Below are 16455 nucleotides of genomic sequence, written 5' to 3'. Positions count from 1 at the left end.
GAAAGCTATGTCAGACGTGCTCAGAGAAAGTAAAGCGGTACTGCACGCTTCTGCGACCATTCCGGTGCAGGTACTGATTGCCGGTATCGCGATTATCGCTATGCGCTGCCTTAGCGTGGCGTTACAGGTTGGGGAACTGGGGCTGGATGAGTTGATGAATTTTCTTCATCGCAGCGCACAGGCCTGGGATTCCACGCTGATTTTTATTGCCAGCCAGCTTATGTTCTTTATTGAACTACGCTGCGCCATTGCGCTGATGTATGGCCGCAACTGGGGCCGCTGGGGCTATGCGTTGACGCAGTTGATTAAGCTGTTCTATATGTTTATCGCCTCGATGGGCTGGAGCTATCCGGAAATTTTCAGCATTCACGGAGAGAATAACCTGCAAATCGTTAACGTGCTGATTTCACAAACGTTACCCGATTTGCTGGTGCTGTTTCTGCTGTTCTGTCCGGCCAGCAGCCGCCGGTTTTTCCGTCCGCACTGAACGGTGATATAATGCTAATCCGCACCATGTTTTATGGATTTAACCTTCGCCATGCACTGCGCTCTCTATGATGCCGAACGCTGCCGCTCGTGCCAGTGGCTGCCGCTTCCCTATACCACGCAACTGGAACAAAAGCAGTCGCAGCTGCACGCGCTGCTGGCGCAGCAGCCGGTTAAAACGTGGCTGCCGCCGGTCACTTCGCCCCAGGAAAAGTTTCGCAATAAGGCGAAAATGGTGGTCAGCGGCAGCGTCGAACGCCCGCTGTTAGGTCTGCTGCACCGCGATGGCACGCCGGTGGATCTCACCGGCTGCCCGCTCTATCCTGACACCTTTGAAGCAATTTTTACGCAGCTCAAACCGTTTATCGCGCGCGCCGGGCTGACGCCTTATCACGTTGTGCGCAGGCGCGGCGAGCTGAAGTTTATTCTTCTGACCGAAAGCGCCGCCAGCGGCGAACTGATGCTGCGCTTCGTCCTGCGCTCGAAAACCAAACTGGATGCGCTGCGTCGGGCGCTGCCGTGGCTTCAGCAGCAGCTGCCGCAGCTGCGGGTGATCTCGGTGAATATTCAGCCGGTCGCTATGGCGATCCTCGAAGGTGATGAAGAGATCATTCTGACCGATCATCAGGCGCTACCCGAGCAGCTTAATGACGTGCCGTTGTGGATCCGACCACAAAGCTTTTTCCAGACCAACCCGCAGGTCGCGGCCGCGCTCTATGCCACCGCTCGCCGCTGGGTCAGCGCGCTGTCGGTGACCAGCATGTGGGATCTGTTTTGCGGCGTGGGCGGTTTTGGCCTGCACTGCGCTACGCCGGATATGCGCCTGACCGGTATTGAGATCAGCGCTGAGGCGATTGCCTGCGCGCGACGCGCGGCGGATCAAATGGGATTACAACACGTCAGCTTTGCCGCTCTCGACTCAACCGCCTTTGCGACCGGGGAAGGCGCCGTGGCGGATCTGGTGCTGGTGAATCCACCACGACGCGGCATCGGCGCAGAACTCTGCCGCTGGCTGAGCGAGATGGCGCCGCCCTGGATCCTTTATTCAAGCTGCAACGCCAGCACCATGGCCAGTGATATTGCTTTGCTGACTGATTACGCCATTGAGAAAGTACAGCTGTTTGATATGTTTCCTCATACCGCGCACAGTGAAGTACTGACGCTGCTGAAGCGTATTCAATGCTGAATGCCTAACCAGCGGCGATTCAACTTTTCCAGCGTGCCGTCTTTTTTCAGGCTTTGCAGTGCGCTGTTAAGGCTGTTTTTCAGCGCGGTATTATTTTTGTGTACCGCAATGCCGATGCCGTAGCCAAAGTAGCGCCCGTCGGTGACAGGTTCGCCAACCTGCGCCAGCTGCGGGTTGGTCTTGAACAGTTCCCGCATGGAGAAGGTGTCGCCAAAAATGCCATCAAGCCGATTGTGCCTGATGTCGAGCAGGGCGTTCTGAAAGCTGTCGTAGTTCACTGCAATAATGTCTGGCTGCGCTTCAGCCAGCCAGGCCTGCTGCGTGGTGCCATTCACCACGCCTACGCGCTTGCCCGCAAGCTGGCTGATGTGTTGAAAGCGGCCTTTAGTGGCAATCAGGGAGCTTGAGTTGGTGCGATAGGGTTCGGTAAAGTCGACATCTTCCTGTCGGGCAGGGGTAATATCCAGCGCGCAGATAGCGGCATCGTAGTGCTCATATTTCAGCGAGGGGAGCAGCCGCTCAAAGGTGTTATTGGTAAACTGACAGGTTACGTTCAGTCGCTGGCAAATCGCCTCAGCCAGATCAATATCAAAACCGGTCAGCGTGTTATCAGCGTTGTAATACTCAAACGGCGGATTAGTGGCGCTGGTGGTGAAGCGAAGCGTCCCGGCGGCCATCGCATTCACGCTGAAGCAGGCGAGCAAAAAGATCTGAACAAGTTGGTGCATGATCTACGGTCCTTGCGTAAAAAACCCGACCATTATGCATCACAACGCTGGCAGGCTATCCGCAGATTAACCGCTCAGGAAAGGCTGTTTCCGGGCGATTCCGACGGCATCACTGCCGTCAGAAAGAGATTAATTTCGTCGTTCAAACGCCAGCGCGCGACGTTCGATCAGCCGCATCAGCAGCGTAAGCATGCCGTTTACGCAGAGATAGATCAGGCCGGCGGCGGCAAAAACCGTCACGTCATAGGTGCGTCCATACAGAAGCTGCCCGTGTCCCATCACTTCCATCAGGGTGATGGTATAGGCCAGAGACGTGCTTTTAAAGACCAGCACCACCTCGTTGGAATATGAAGAGAGCGCACGCTTAAAGGCGTACGGAAGCAGAATGCGCAGCGAACTCTTTCTATCCATGCCCAGCGCGGCACAGGCGTGCCACTGGCCTGCCGGAATAGCGCGTACCGCGCCGTGAAAAAGCAGGGTGGTGTAAGCGGCGCTGTTAAGTGAGAGCGCCAGCAGGGCGCAGAACCAGGGCTGCGACAGGAAATGCCACAGCCACGGAATGGACTGGATTGAAGGAAACTGTCCGGGCCCGTAATAGATTAAAAAGATCTGCACCAGTAGCGGCGTGCCGGTAAACAGCGTGATCCATACGCGCACTAACGGGCTGAACAGCGGCGTTTTCAGCGACAGAATCACCGTAAACAGCAGGGCGAACAGCAGCGCCAGCAGCAGTGAGGCGAGCGTCAGCGTCAGGCTGGTTTGCAGCCCCTTCATCAGTTCCGGCAGATAGCTCATCATGATGATTGTCCCCGCTCAAAACGGGTGGCGCGCGCGTCGATGCGCTTCAGTATCCGCTGGCTGAAAAGCGTAATCACCAGATAAACCGCGGCGGCGATCAGATACCAGGTAAAGGGTTGTTGGGTGCGCACCGCAATGCTTTTGGTTTGCAGCATAATATCATTCACGCTGATTAACGAAACCAGCGCCGTATCCTTCAGCAGAACCAGCCATTGATTGCCCAGGCCCGGCAGCGCGTGGCGCCACATTTGTGGCAGGATCAGGCGAAAAAAACAGGCCGACGTCTTTATACCCAGCGCCCGGCCGGATTCCCACTGGCCTACCGGCACGGCTTTCAGCGCGCCGCGCAGCGTCTGCGAAGCATAGGAAGCGTAAAGAATAGCGAGTGCAATCACGCCGCACAGGAACGGGCTGACGTCAAAATTCTCAATATTGACCTGCACCGGGAACTGAACAATGCCCAGATTGAGGCTGAAGCCGTCTGAAAGCGTCAGTAAAAGCTGTGAAGCGCCGAAATAGACAAACAGCACCACCAGAATTTCCGGCAGGCCACGAAACAGCGTGACCAGGCCCGTCGTCGGCCACGAAAGCAGTCGCCAGCGGGAAGACTCACCGGCGGCAAAGATCATCGCCAGAATCAGGCCTGCCGCCAGCGCGCAAAGCGCAAGGCCGAGCGTCATCGCGGCGGCGCCTGCAAGTGAATAGAGTTCGTTCATGTAAAGTTACTGCTGAAACCATTTGCTGTAGAGCGTTTTATAAGTGCCGTCGGTTTTGATTTTATCCAGCGCGGCGTTGAACTGGCTTTGCAGTTGGGTATTTCCCTGACGAACCGCAATGCCTAAACCAGTGCCGAAGTAGGCTTTGTCCGTTACTTTTTCGCCCACCGCCGCCAGGCTGGCGTTCTGCTTCAGCCACGCGTTTACAACGGCGGTATCACCAAATACCGCATCAATACGGCCGTTTTTCAGATCGAGAATGGCGTTCTGATAGCTGTCGTACGGCACGGTACTGACGTCAGCCATTTTTTCAGCAAGATATTTCTGGTGCGTGGTGCCATTTTGCACGCCGACGCGCTTGCCTTTCAGCGCCGCGGCAGAGGCAACTTTACCCTTCTGCGCGATAAACAGTGCCGAGTTGTCATAGTCGGCTTTGGTAAACAGCACCTGTTTTTCACGTTCCGGGGTGATATCCATACCGGCCATTACCGCGTCGAAACGACGAAATTTCAGGCTGGGGATCAGGCTGTCGAAGGCCTGATTGGTAAAGGTGCAGGTTGCATTCATTTCGCGGCACAGCGCGTTAGCCAGATCGACATCAAAACCCTGGATTTTATTGTTTGAGTCAACAAATTCAAAAGGAGGGTAGGAGGCTTCGGTGGCAAAACGGATGGTCTGTGCGGCGCTTGCGCTCAGGCTTAAACCGGCTAATACGGCGGCAAGGACGGTTTTTTTCATCATAATATCCTGAATTAATGCGAAAGATAGTGGGCAAACGCGTCGGTCTGCGGCCGGGTGAAAAGGCTGGCATCGCCCTGCTCGACCACGCAGCCGTTTTCCATATACACCACGCGACTGGCGGTTTTACGGGCAACCTCTTTCTCATGCGTGACGATCACCTGCGTGATATGGGTTTGCGACAGTTCACGAATGATGGAGACAATTTGTGCGGTGATCTCCGGGTCCAGCGCGGCGGTGGGTTCATCAAACAGCAGCACCGCCGGCTCCATCATCAGCGCGCGCGCAATCGCAACGCGCTGCTGCTGCCCGCCGGAAAGATGCAGAGGAAAGCGATCGGAAAAAGAGGTCAGGCGCAGGCGCTCAAGCAGCTTGTCGGCGCGGGCGCGCGCCTGTTCTTTGCTCAGTCCCAGCACGCGGCACGGCGCTTCAGTGAGATTCTGCATTACCGTCAGATGCGGCCAGAGGTTGTACTGCTGAAAGACCATGCCAACATTTTGACGCAGTTCGCGAATGGTGGGATCAGACGGCGTTTTGGTAAAATCAATATTTCTGCCCGCAATGCTCATGGTGCCGGAACGTGGCATCTCCAGCAGGTTCAGTACACGCAATAGCGAACTCTTGCCAGCGCCGCTCGGTCCGAGCAGCACCAGCGTTTCGCCTTCAGGGCAGGTCAGATTGATGTCAAAAAGCGCCTGATGAGCGCCGTAAAAACAATTGATACCGTTAAGTTGAATACTCATGCGTCAAAAGTGAATAGCCATTAATGCTGCGAATCTTAACGTTGACGGCATAGTTATGCAATCATCGCGCGTAAAAATCATTTTCAGCCATTAACAGAAGCCATGATCTGGCACAAAATCGCGCAATTTGTGCACATAATAACGCGCGCCGAAGCGCGCATTACCGTCATTTCAGCAGCAGCTGGCTGAGCGATCCGCCTTCCAGATGGGCGTTATTGTGCGTATAGCGGATGTCATCCACCGTCCAGCAGGTGCCTTCCCGCACCATTAATACTTCATCCTGCCATTCCGCGCCGTTGCTGCCGTCACGGCTTAGCGAGACGCGCAGCGGAATGTTTCTTGCATCGGTATTCGGAATGGTTGAGGCGTCGGCCACGTCGGCAGAAGTGGGGCCGGCGGCGAGGCTTGAGAAGATATCGCCGCTCAGCGCCGGATCGCTTTTACCTTCGCTCCTGGCTTTTAACAGCGTTTGATAAAGTTTGTCGCTCAGGTAAGGGCGATATTTTGCCAGCAGTTGTGCATCTGGCAGGCCCTGTGAAGGCTGCGCGGTTCGCAAATCATAGAATTTTTGCGCAACGGTATCCGGGCCGCCGTCAACGCACGGTCCCATGCGGGTGCCGATATCCTTATAAGCGGGTTCAACCGTGGTACAGGCGCTGAGCAGCAGCGCAAGCGGAGCCATTACGGCGAGATATTTCATCTTGATTTCCTTATTGTTTCTGGATGACATTTTTTAGCATACAGTATAGTCGCTTGCTTAGCCGCAAGGGCTATGACAATTACCGACAGGAGCAACTAATGAAGTTTTCTACCACGCCAACGCTTGAAGGTCATGCCATCCGCGATTACTGCGGCGTCGTCACCGGCGAGGCCATTCTGGGTGCCAACATTTTTCGTGATTTCTTCGCCGGTATTCGCGACATTGTTGGCGGCCGCTCTGGCGCTTATGAAAAAGAGCTGCGCAAAGCGCGGCAAATTGCCTTCGCCGAGCTGGAAGAGCAGGCAAAAGCGCTGGGGGCGAACGCCGTGGTCGGCATTGATATCGATTATGAAACCGTCGGCAAAGACGGCAGCATGCTGATGGTGAGCGTGAGCGGCACAGCGGTGAAGGTTGGCTGATGCGGGTTCTGCTGCTGACGGTAATGGCGCTGCTGCTGACCGCGTGCGTATCAAAAGGGTTCGAGCGGCACGACGGCTATGTGGTGGATACGCGCCACCCGGCGCTGGGCGCGCGGCCACGCGTGAAGGTGCTGGTAATTCACTATACCGCTGGCGATTTTGCGTCTTCGTTGAACACGCTGACCGATCGGGAGGTCAGCGCGCACTATCTGATCCCGGCCTCGCCGCCGGAAAAGAGCGGTCGGCCGGTGTTACTCAGGCTGGTGCCGGAAACGGAGCTTGCCTGGCATGCGGGCGCCAGCTACTGGCGCGGCGCAACGCGCATCAATGACACCTCCATCGGCATCGAACTGGAAAACCAGGGCTTCCACAAAACCGCAGCGGGACGCGTCTGGTTTCCTTTCCCGCAGCCGCAAATGGCTGCGTTGATGCCGCTGATGCGCGACATCATTTTGCGCTACGGCATCAGGCCGCAAAACGTGGTGGGGCACAGCGATATCGCCGCGCAGCGCAAGCAGGATCCCGGCCCGTTGTTTCCCTGGCAATGGCTGGCGGCGGAAGGCATCGGCGCATGGCCCGATGCCGATCGCGTGACGTTCTATCTGGCGGGACGTGCGCCCATGCAGCCGGTGGATCGGCAACGCCTGCTCGGCCTGCTGGCGCGTTATGGCTATGAGATCGCGCCTGCGATGAGCGCGCGGCAGCAGCAAAAAACCATCGCCGCCTTTCAGATGCACTTCCGGCCGCGCGACTATCGCGGCCTGGCCGATGCTGAAAGCGAGGCGATCGTCCTGGCGCTACTGGAAAAATACAGCGCGGAATAAACCCTCAGCGGCGCAGAAAGGCCTGCCACGCCGCCACCAGCGTTTCCAGCGCGTCACGACTGATGTCCAGATGGGTGACCAGGCGCGTGACCGGGCCGGCGCTGAGCCGAATGTCGCGCTCGCGCATCCACGCGGCGAGCGGCTCAACCTGTTCCGGCGGCACGCGAACAAACACCATGTTGGTATCCTGACGTGAAACCTCCACGCCAGCCTCGCGCAGCCGTTCTGCCAGCCACGCGGCGTTGTCATGATCGTCCTTCAGCCGCACCACGTTATGTTCCAGCGCGTAAAGACCCGCTGCGGCCAGAATCCCGGCCTGACGCATGGCGCCGCCGGTCATTTTGCGCCAGCGGCGGGCGCGTTTGATGTACTCCGTACTGCCGCACAGCAGCGAACCGACCGGCGCGCCCAGGCCTTTCGAGAGGCAGATGGTCAGCGTATCGCAATAGCGGGCGATCTCTTCCAGGCCGACGCCGAGCGCAACGGCGGCGTTAAAAATACGCGCGCCGTCGATGTGCAGCGCCAGCCCGCGCTCGCGCGTGAACGCATAAGCCTCTTCAAGGTAGCGCAGCGGCAGCACGCTGCCGTTCCAGGTGTTTTCAAGGCTGAGCAGTTTTGTTATCGCAAAGTGCATGTCGTCCGGCTTGATAAACTGCGCCACAACGTCGAGCGGCAGCGAACCGTCCGCCGCGGCCGTAACCGGCTGTGGTTGAATGCTGCCCAGAACCGCCGCGCCGCCCGCCTCATATTTGTAGTTATGGGCAAGCTGACCGACGATGTACTCCTCGCCGCGCTGGCAGTGACAGAGCAGGGCGACCAGGTTCGCCTGGGTGCCGCTGGGAAGAAAAAGGGCCGCTTCCTTGCCGCTCAGGCGCGCTGCCGTCGCTTCGAGCGCGTTAACGGTCGGGTCGTCGCCATAGACATCATCGCCGGTTTCGGCAGCCATCATGGCGGCCAGCATCGCCGCAGAGGGACGGGTGACGGTATCACTGCGTAAATCGATCACTTTTGCGCTCCTTTTAAGCAAAACTGTCGATGTTTTACCGCAGGCGGTGATTTTTTACCAGCGTCATCAGGAGCAACAGGCGACAGGCCGGAGAAAGGCAGGCGGGGGCCACCCCGCCTGGTAAGCGTCAGGCGATAACGATATCGCTGGCAGGATGACAGCGACAGGCCAGTACGTAGCCGGCCGCAATCTCTTCAGCACTGAGCGTTTGCGTACTGTCGGTACGGTACTCGCCGCTGAGGATCTGTGTCTTACAGCAGCCACACACGCCGGCGCGGCAGGCGGCATCAACGGCAAACTGGTTTTTCTCCAGTGCGTCAAGCAGCGTTTCACCTGCGTTAAAGATCCCGACCTCAGCCTTCGTTGCTGAACGCAGCGTATGTTCCGCCGCGTCTGCTTCAGTCACGCTGCTGTCGGCAGGCGTAAACTGTTCAAGGCAGATTTCCGCCGCGCCCAGTTCACGGGCGAAGCCCTCTACCTGCTGCATGTAAGCGGCTGGCCCGCAGATCATCACCGTACGCTGCGTCATATCGGGCACCAGCGCCTTCAGCCGCTCGCGCGTGATGCGTCCTTCAGGCAGATCGGCGGTGGGTCTGTTTTCCACCACCAGCTCCAGCGCCATCCACGGCTGCATTGCGCGGAGCGCATCGGCAAAAATCACGTCCTGCTCTGAACGCACGCTGTAGCAGAGCGTGACGCGCGCGTCGGGGCGGTGGGCATGCAGCCAGCGGCACATCGATATCACCGGCGTGATGCCGCAGCCTGCCGCCATCATCAGATAGCGATCGGCCGGATGCTGTTCACAGGTAAACTCGCCCTGCGCATCGGAAAGCCAGACGTAGTCGCCCGCCTTAACCTGCTGCGTCAGCCAGTGCGAACCTTTACCGCCTTCGATATGGCGTACGGTCAGCGTGATAAAGTCGCTCTGGCCCGGCGTGGAAGAGAGCGTATAGGCGCGCAGCTGGCTCGATTTGCCAACCTGCACCAGGGCAAACTGCCCCGCCTGCCAGCGGTAAAAATCGTGATTGATCAGCGCGATCGTCCAGACGTCCGGCGTCTCCTGAACCACGTGGTGAACCTGCATGCGCCAGGGGCAAAGAGGATGAGATTGCATGACGGGTCTCCTTAGTGAGCCAGAATAGCGTTAATGTCGTTTTCGACGGTGGTCACCGGCGCCAGACCAAATTCGCGTTGCAGCAGCGCCATAACGTTTTCGCTGAGGAAGCCCGGCGCGCTTGGGCCGGTGCGGATGTTTTTCACGCCCAGCGACAGCAGCGTCAGCAGGACCACAATGGCCTTCTGCTCAAACCAGGAGAGCACCAGCGACAGCGGCAAATCATTAACGCCGCAGTTCAGTTTTTCCGCCAGCTTCACGGCCAGCATGATCGCGGCGTAGCTGTCGTTACACTGTCCAACGTCGAGCAGGCGCGGCAGGCCTTCAAGCGTGCCGAAATCGAGCTTGTTGAAGCGATACTTGCCGCACGCGAGGGTGAGGATCAGGCAATCTTTTGGTACAGCGGTAGCCAGATCGGTGAAGTAGCTACGCTGCTCGCGGCTGCCATCGCACCCGCCAATCAGAAAGACGTGACGCAGTTTCTGCTGCGCAACCAGTTCGATAACGCTGTCGCTGGCGTCCTGAAGTACCTTGCGGCCAAAACCCACGGTAATTTCGTGTGGGATCTCCGTCCACGGAAAGCCCGGCATTCCCTGCGCCTGCTCAATAACCGGCGAGAAGTCTTCGCCGTCAAGGTGATTCACTCCCGGCCAGCCGACGATACTGCGCGTCCAGATACGGGACTGATATTCACCGACAAACGGATCGATAATGCAGTTAGATGTCATCACGATCGGGCCGGGGAAGCGGGCAAATTCCGCCTGCTGGTTTTGCCAGCCGCTGCCATAATTGCCCACCAGGTGCGGATACTGTTTTAACAGCGGATAGCCGTGCGCAGGCAGCATCTCGCCGTGCGTATACACGTTGATGTCTTTACCCACGGTCTGCTCAAGCAGCAGCTGAAGGTCTTTCAGATCGTGACCTGAAATCAGAATCGCTTTACCGGCCACCGGGCGCACATTGACGGAAACGGGCTGAGGATCGCCGTAGGTGGTGGTCTGCGCTTCATCCAGCATGGCCATGATGCTGAAGTTCATTTTGCCGATCTGCATGGCATGATCCAGCAGATCGCTCAGCTGGTTAGGTTGCGTGCCGAGCCACGCCATAATCTCGTGATAGTGCTGATAAACCTTTTCATCGTAGCGGCCATGCACGTGCGCATGTTCCATATAGGCCGCTGCGCCTTTCAGGCCGTAGAGGCAGAGCAGACGCACGCCAAGGATATCTTCATCTTCTTCATCGCGATTCAGCGCAAAGTCGGCGGCCTGTTTTTGCAGCGCATCCAAATCGTGACTGACCAGCGACAGTTCCGCCATCGGATGCGTGAAGCTGTTCGGAAGCTGCGCGTTGAGGCACAGCGTTTTCAACCGCTCGCGCCAGGCGATAGCGGTAGTGGCATAATCAACGATGCGCTGAGAGTCAAAATTGACGTTAGTCAGCGTGGCAAAGAATGCCTGCGGCGCAAAGCTGTCGACCTCATGAATGATGATGCCATGACGCCGCGCTTCCACGGCCCAGGCAGAAAGCCCCTGAAGGACGGCAATCAGCAGGTCCTGTAGATCGGACGTCTGTGCCGTTTTGCCGCACATGCCCTGGGCCCATGAACAGCCGTTGCCCTCGGGAGTTCTGATTGTTTGCTCACATTGAACGCAAAACATAATGTTGCCTTTTTAAAGTTGTATTTTAAATGCAACTTTATGCTATGAGCAAATACCGCCTGTGAAAAGTGGCGGTATGCAGAATCAGAAGTGAGTTTGATCTGGCGCAAACAAAATGCCGATCAGGCAGAAAAGAGCGCCATCAGCAGCGGCGCAATCAGGCTGAGGATAAAGCCGTGGACGATAGCGGCGGAGACAATCTCCATGCCGCCGCTGCGTTGCAGCACAGGCAGAGTGAAATCCATCGAGGTTGCGCCGCACAGGCCCAGCGCACTGGCGCGATGGCGGCGGATCAGCGACGGAATAAGCATAATCGCCAGCAGCTCCCGCAGCAGGTCGTTAAAAAAGGCGGCGCTGCCGATCACCGGGCCGAATGACTCGGTCATCATGATGCCGGAAAGTGAATACCAGCCAAAACCGGACGCCAGCGCCAGCCCGGTGCGCAGCGGCAGGCCAAGCGCTAACGAAGCGATTATGCCGCCTGCCAGCGCGCTGAAGACAACCACCAGCGCCACCTGCATGCCGCGTCGGTTGAGCACGATTTGCCGTACAGTCATGCCGTTGCCGCGCAGTTGAAGGCCCACCAGGAAAAGCAGCAGCAGCAGGGCATATTCGCCGATCTGACTGGCGAAGGTGAGCGGCGTCCAGCGGCTCAGGCCAAGACAAAAACCGGCGGCAACCACGCCGCACAATTTAACCGACTCCAGCGCCATACGCAGCCGTGACGGCAGCGCCTCAGGCTGCTGCGCGTGCCGCCACGGGTGGCGTGCTTCCAGAAGACGCAGCGCCAGAACGTTACAGATCAGAATGCAGGTGGCGCTAACCAGGCTGTAGCGCAGAATAGCCAGCAGGCTCTGGCCGAGATCGTCAATAAACGCCAGGCTGATGCCCATGAAAAACAGAATGATGTAAACCATCCAGCCGAGCACTTTATTTACCATCCGCATGCGTGCCGCGCCGGAAGGCGGCAGCAGATAGCCAATAAACAGAGGAAGAAGGATGATTAACAGTCCTGAATACATGTGTGGCGCGTCCGTTTGAGAATTTGCCGACACGCTAACCAAAAAAGGATGCGCAGTAAACCGTTAATTATTGGGTAAAAAAATGCACCGCGCGTAATCCACGCGGCGCGGGGTAGCGATTAATGAGAGGGCCGCGCCGCGCTGACAGGTTGCAGCCGACTGGCGCTGCCGTCGCGAATCGTAATCCCTGAATTAACGTAGCGGATAAAGGCCGGATAGACGCTGTCGTGCGCTTCACAGCGCAGCGGCGCGTCAGCCGCGATGAAGCGCTGGATCACCAGCATGTCTTTCCGCGTCGCCACCTGATAAACGGCATCAGGACGCACTTTTTCGCCCTTTTCCAGCGTGAGTTGAACGATGCGATCGCCGCTTTTCCTGCTGGGATCAAATTTTACGTTGACGCCTGAAACCTGCTGAAAATGGATACTCACCGCTGGCCAGGCCGCCAGGGTGTATTCAATCATCTCTTTCAGTTGTGCGCCGGTAAAGCTGAATTTACACAGCGGCTGTTCCGAGCCCAGCGTGCTGAGCAACGTTGCGCGCGTGACCGGGCCGGGCGCAATATCCCGCCGGATTGTCACGCCCGCAGCGAAGGCGACATCCGCCGCCGTAGCTGCACGATAGGCATCGGCGACCAGATCGCCTAAATTGGTCTCCTGCGATCGCACCCGATGGCGTTCGCCTACCAGTTTAACCGGCGTGGTAAACACCACTTCCGCGAGCTGTTGCTGATTGCGGGTGTTCACCTCGTCAATGATGGCGCGCACGGTGTTGTCAGGTACCACAGTTTTGCTCTGCCGCAGCGCCGCAAGCGAGAGGGTGCTGGCCGTTTTCTCCTCCACCACATCGTCGCGCAGCGTCAGTTTGACCACGCCGAGGTATTGCCCATATTCGCCCGCTTCGGCAATCAGCACGCCGTTATGCATTAACCCATTCTTGTGCAGCGTATGACAATGGCCGTCGATAATCGCCGTCAGCCAGGGGGCCTTTTCCGCCAGCCATGTGCTGCGCATCGTGGGGTCGGCGTCGGTGACGCCCAGGTGCGCAACGGCAATAAAGACGGTTGCACCCTGGCGCCGCGTCTCCTGATGCAGGCGTTCAGCAACGCGCAGCGTTTTCTCAGGAAAGCCTGCGGCGACGGGCGAAGTGGTCAGCCCCAGGAAAGCGATTTTAACGCCATTAACATTTTTAATCAGGTAGTCGCCTGGCGCCGGCAGCGCGGCGCGCAGGGTATCCGGCGCGTTGGCACCCAGAATGGGGAAGTTTACCGCATCAAAAATACCGCTCAGCCAGTCGGCCTCCATAGCGTATTCATGATTTCCCAGCACCATCATCTCGTAGCCCGCTGTGTTCATTACCCTGGCCACGTCCAGCCCTTTGCTCAGTGACGCAAAGGGCACCCCGGCAAATGCATCACCGGCGGAGAGGGTCACGACCTGCTTGCCTTCGCTTTTCAGCTTATCAACATAGCCTTTAACGAAGGGTTCGATATCTACATGGCCGTGAACGTCGTTGGTGTGCACAAGGTAAATTTCGGCCTCTGCGGCGGCAGGCGTTGCGATAATGATCGAAAGCGTCAGCAGCAGGGCTATTGCTGCAATAGATTTTATCCGGTATTGAAAATGCATACGCTACTCCTTGTAATGATAATGTCCTTGCTGGCAGTCGGCTTGTCCGGTGGGGTAATCAGCACCTTAACCAAATGTGCTTTTTCGGCATGCCAGATATAAAAAAACCATTTGCTTATCAACGGAGGTGCGCGGTTGATAAGCAAATGGTTTAGCTTGAAAATTCAATAACTACCCAGCCTGACCGGACATTAACAGGGTTGCTTTGGCCAGGCAAGCGGCAAAGGAGAAGGGCGTGCGGCGTGTCAAAGGGTTGAAAAAAGAGCGGCTATCCCAAACTATGTTCTGGCGGGCAGGAGAGGCATAAAAATGCCAGCATGGTTGGCTGGCATTTTACTTCGGGGTTGTTCAGAATGAGTGTGATTGAGGTCAGGCACTGGCTGCCAGGGCCATTTCAACCGGGATGATAAGGCTGGCATGATTGCCTTTCGGCCCCTGATGCACATCAAACTGAACCTGTTGCCCGGCTTTTAGCGTTCGGTAGCCGTCCATCTGGATTGTTGAGTAGTGGGCGAAAATGTCTTCGCCGCCGCCAATGGGGCAGATAAAGCCGAAACCTTTGGCGTTATTAAACCATTTAACAGTACCCGTCTCCATGCTTAACATCTCTCATAAGTCGTTCAGGTAGGTGAGGTGATAAAGCGTACAGCTCCTGAGCTGGTTAAGTTACGTCCAACTCATGCCAGTACTGTAGAGAAATGGCATGGAGCGTCAAGCAAATGGGGACGTCAGGACGGGATAAAATCGTCAAAATTTGAGGTAGTTAACGCTATTGCAAATTTTGTGATAAAGGTCGCTTAGCGTGATGTTGTCGACCAGAACTCTCGGCGAGAGCCAGCAGTTGAGGTGTGTTAAACTTAACCTGTCATTTGCCCGCTGACGTTTGCTGGCAGCGTTATCAAATTGGGTACGTATGGGAAAGACTAACGACTGGCTTAATTTTGAACAGCTTGCAGAAGACAAATTGCGTGAAGGCCTTAAGCCACCTTCGATGTATAAAGTTATTTTAAATAATGACGATTATACACCTATGGAATTTGTTATTGACGTACTGCAAAAGTTCTTTTCTTATGATGTTGAACGTGCAACACAGTTGATGCTTACCGTTCATTATCAGGGAAAGGCAATTTGCGGCGTTTTTACCGCCGAAGTGGCGGAAACGAAAGTTGCACATGTCAATAAGTATGCCAGGGAGAACGAGCATCCATTGCTGTGTACGCTTGAAAAAGCCTGAATAAGGCAATCAATTGGGGGAGGTGCCAATGCTCAATCAAGAACTGGAACTCAGTTTAAATATGGCTTTCGCCAGAGCGCGTGAGCACCGTCATGAATTTATGACCGTCGAGCATCTGTTGCTGGCTTTGCTCAGTAACCCGTCGGCCAGAGAGGCGCTTGAAGCCTGTTCAGTCGATATCGTAGCGCTTCGGCAGGAGCTCGAAGCCTTTATTGAACAAACCACCCCGGTCTTGCCGGTCAGCGAAGAAGAGCGTGACACGCAGCCTACGCTCAGTTTCCAGCGCGTATTACAGCGCGCAGTATTCCACGTACAGTCCTCCGGCCGCAGCGAAGTTGCGGGCGCCAACGTGCTGGTCGCGATATTTAGCGAGCAGGAGTCTCAGGCCGCTTATCTGCTGCGCAAGCATGAAATCAGCCGTCTGGACGTAGTGAACTTTATTTCCCATGGTACGCGTAAAGACGAGTCAGGGCCCGCCTCAGGCGCGGAAAATCCTGTTAACGAAGAGCAGGCAGGCGGGGAGGATCGTATGGAAAACTTCACCACCAATCTCAATCAGCTTGCTCGCGTCGGCGGTATCGATCCGCTCATCGGGCGTGATAAAGAGCTTGAGCGCACTGTCCAGGTGCTTTGCCGTCGCCGTAAAAACAACCCGCTGCTGGTGGGTGAGTCCGGCGTCGGGAAAACCGCCATTGCCGAGGGGCTTGCCTGGCGTATCGTGCAGGGCGAAGTGCCTGAAGTGATGAAAGACGCCACCATCTATTCACTGGATATTGGCTCACTGTTGGCGGGCACCAAATATCGCGGCGACTTTGAAAAACGCTTCAAGGCATTGCTGAAGCAGCTTGAGCAGGACAACAGCAGCATTCTGTTCATTGATGAGATCCATACCATCATCGGTGCAGGCGCGGCTTCAGGCGGCCAGGTCGACGCGGCAAACCTGATCAAGCCGCTGCTCTCAAGCGGTAAAATTCGCGTGATGGGTTCAACCACCTATCAGGAATTCAGCAACATTTTTGAAAAAGATCGTGCGCTGGCGCGCCGGTTCCAGAAAATCGACATTACCGAGCCGTCGGTGGATGAGACCGTGCAGATCCTGAACGGCCTCAAGCCGAAGTACGAAGCGCATCACGATGTGCGTTATACGGCGAAGGCGGTACGGGCTGCCGTTGAGCTGGCGGTGAAGTACATCAACGATCGTCATCTGCCCGATAAGGCCATTGACGTTATTGATGAAGCAGGCGCACGTGCGCGTTTGATGCCGGTCAGCAAACGCAAGAAAACGGTCAACGTGGCGGATATCGAATCCGTGGTCGCTCGCATCGCGCGTATTCCAGAAAAAAGCGTTTCTGCGACCGATCGCGATACGCTGAAAACCCTGGGCGAACGTCTGAAAATGCTGGTGTTTGGTCAGGACAATGCGATTGAAGCGTTAACCGAAGCGATCAAAATGAG

Annotated in this window: 18 protein-coding genes; 6 read left to right on the top strand and 12 right to left on the bottom strand. The window is 56.6% G+C overall.

Annotation, left to right across the window (positions count from 1 at the left end; genetic code table 11):
- Positions 1-7 precede the first annotated feature (7 nt).
- Together GS12_RS07705 and rlmC are read left to right on the top strand one after the other, a co-directional pair.
- The gene (locus GS12_RS07705) at positions 8-487 is read left to right on the top strand and encodes a YbjO family protein (protein WP_034913731.1); all 480 of its coding nucleotides are present in this window, start codon (positions 8-10) and stop codon (positions 485-487) included.
- Between the two features lie 51 nt (positions 488-538).
- Complete coding sequence (gene rlmC, locus GS12_RS07700; RefSeq protein WP_034945658.1) at positions 539-1672, top strand: 23S rRNA (uracil(747)-C(5))-methyltransferase RlmC; 1134 nt, start codon at positions 539-541, stop codon at positions 1670-1672.
- On the opposite strand, the gene GS12_RS07695 is transcribed toward rlmC, so the two are convergent.
- The 6 genes from GS12_RS07695 to GS12_RS07670 all read right to left on the bottom strand — a co-directional run bounded on the left by GS12_RS07695 (position 1663) and on the right by GS12_RS07670 (position 6095).
- Positions 1663-2400 (bottom strand): transporter substrate-binding domain-containing protein, encoded by a 738-nt coding sequence (locus GS12_RS07695; protein ID WP_034913733.1) that lies wholly within the window; start codon positions 2398-2400, stop codon positions 1663-1665. The genes rlmC and GS12_RS07695 overlap by 10 nt on opposite strands.
- A 129-nt stretch (positions 2401-2529) precedes the next feature.
- On the bottom strand, positions 2530-3198 hold the full coding sequence (gene artM / locus GS12_RS07690; protein ID WP_034945593.1) for an arginine ABC transporter permease ArtM: 669 nt from the start codon (positions 3196-3198) through the stop codon (positions 2530-2532).
- Complete coding sequence (gene artQ, locus GS12_RS07685) at positions 3195-3914, bottom strand: arginine ABC transporter permease ArtQ (protein ID WP_034945588.1); 720 nt, start codon at positions 3912-3914, stop codon at positions 3195-3197. The genes artM and artQ overlap by 4 nt, the downstream gene beginning before the upstream one ends.
- Positions 3915-3920: 6 nt before the next feature.
- Positions 3921-4652 (bottom strand): arginine ABC transporter substrate-binding protein, encoded by a 732-nt coding sequence (artJ, locus tag GS12_RS07680; RefSeq protein ID WP_034945586.1) that lies wholly within the window; start codon positions 4650-4652, stop codon positions 3921-3923.
- A 14-nt stretch (positions 4653-4666) separates the two neighbouring features.
- A complete protein-coding gene (gene artP / locus GS12_RS07675) occupies positions 4667-5395 on the bottom strand; it encodes an arginine ABC transporter ATP-binding protein ArtP (protein WP_034945583.1) in 729 nt (242 codons plus the stop codon).
- Positions 5396-5561: 166 nt separating this feature from the next.
- Positions 5562-6095, bottom strand: a complete 534-nt coding sequence (locus GS12_RS07670) for a lipoprotein (RefSeq protein ID WP_034913745.1) — start codon at positions 6093-6095, stop codon at positions 5562-5564.
- Positions 6096-6193: 98 nt separating this feature from the next.
- On the opposite strand from GS12_RS07670, the gene GS12_RS07665 reads away from it, so the two are divergent.
- A complete protein-coding gene (locus tag GS12_RS07665; RefSeq protein WP_034913747.1) occupies positions 6194-6514 on the top strand; it encodes a heavy metal-binding domain-containing protein in 321 nt (106 codons plus the stop codon).
- A gap of 23 nt (positions 6515-6537) precedes the next feature.
- A complete protein-coding gene (locus GS12_RS07660; protein WP_235421111.1) occupies positions 6538-7338 on the top strand; it encodes an N-acetylmuramoyl-L-alanine amidase in 801 nt (266 codons plus the stop codon).
- Between the two features lie 4 nt (positions 7339-7342).
- On the opposite strand, the gene ltaE is transcribed toward GS12_RS07660, so the two are convergent.
- The 6 genes from ltaE to cspD all read right to left on the bottom strand — a co-directional run bounded on the left by ltaE (position 7343) and on the right by cspD (position 14363).
- Positions 7343-8344 carry a low-specificity L-threonine aldolase gene (gene ltaE, locus GS12_RS07655; RefSeq protein WP_034913751.1) on the bottom strand — a complete coding sequence of 334 codons (1002 nt, stop codon included), beginning with the start codon at positions 8342-8344 and terminating at the stop codon, positions 7343-7345.
- Between the two features lie 127 nt (positions 8345-8471).
- Entirely contained in the window at positions 8472-9458 is a 987-nt protein-coding gene (gene hcr, locus GS12_RS07650) for an NADH oxidoreductase (protein WP_034945577.1), read from the bottom strand.
- An 11-nt stretch (positions 9459-9469) separates the two neighbouring features.
- Entirely contained in the window at positions 9470-11116 is a 1647-nt protein-coding gene (gene hcp / locus GS12_RS07645) for a hydroxylamine reductase (protein WP_034945575.1), read from the bottom strand.
- Positions 11117-11238: 122 nt separating this feature from the next.
- Complete coding sequence (locus GS12_RS07640; RefSeq protein WP_034945572.1) at positions 11239-12138, bottom strand: lysine exporter LysO family protein; 900 nt, start codon at positions 12136-12138, stop codon at positions 11239-11241.
- Positions 12139-12257: 119 nt separating this feature from the next.
- On the bottom strand, positions 12258-13766 hold the full coding sequence (locus tag GS12_RS07635) for a bifunctional metallophosphatase/5'-nucleotidase (RefSeq protein WP_034945569.1): 1509 nt from the start codon (positions 13764-13766) through the stop codon (positions 12258-12260).
- A 369-nt stretch (positions 13767-14135) separates the two neighbouring features.
- On the bottom strand, positions 14136-14363 hold the full coding sequence (gene cspD / locus GS12_RS07630; RefSeq protein ID WP_034913763.1) for a cold shock-like protein CspD: 228 nt from the start codon (positions 14361-14363) through the stop codon (positions 14136-14138).
- A 316-nt stretch (positions 14364-14679) separates the two neighbouring features.
- Here cspD and clpS point away from each other — a divergent pair, with 316 nt between their 5' ends.
- Both clpS and GS12_RS07620 read left to right on the top strand, forming a co-directional pair.
- The gene (clpS, locus tag GS12_RS07625) at positions 14680-15000 is read left to right on the top strand and encodes an ATP-dependent Clp protease adapter ClpS (RefSeq protein ID WP_034913765.1); all 321 of its coding nucleotides are present in this window, start codon (positions 14680-14682) and stop codon (positions 14998-15000) included.
- A gap of 28 nt (positions 15001-15028) precedes the next feature.
- Positions 15029-16455: Clp protease N-terminal domain-containing protein (locus GS12_RS07620; RefSeq protein WP_034945566.1), on the top strand; the 1427-nt coding region annotated here is incomplete at its 3' end.

Source organism: Erwinia oleae (genome assembly GCF_000770305.1).
In the GTDB taxonomy this organism is placed as follows: Bacteria; Pseudomonadota; Gammaproteobacteria; order Enterobacterales; family Enterobacteriaceae; genus Erwinia; species Erwinia oleae.
This window is presented reverse-complemented; position numbering and strand designations above follow the sequence as displayed.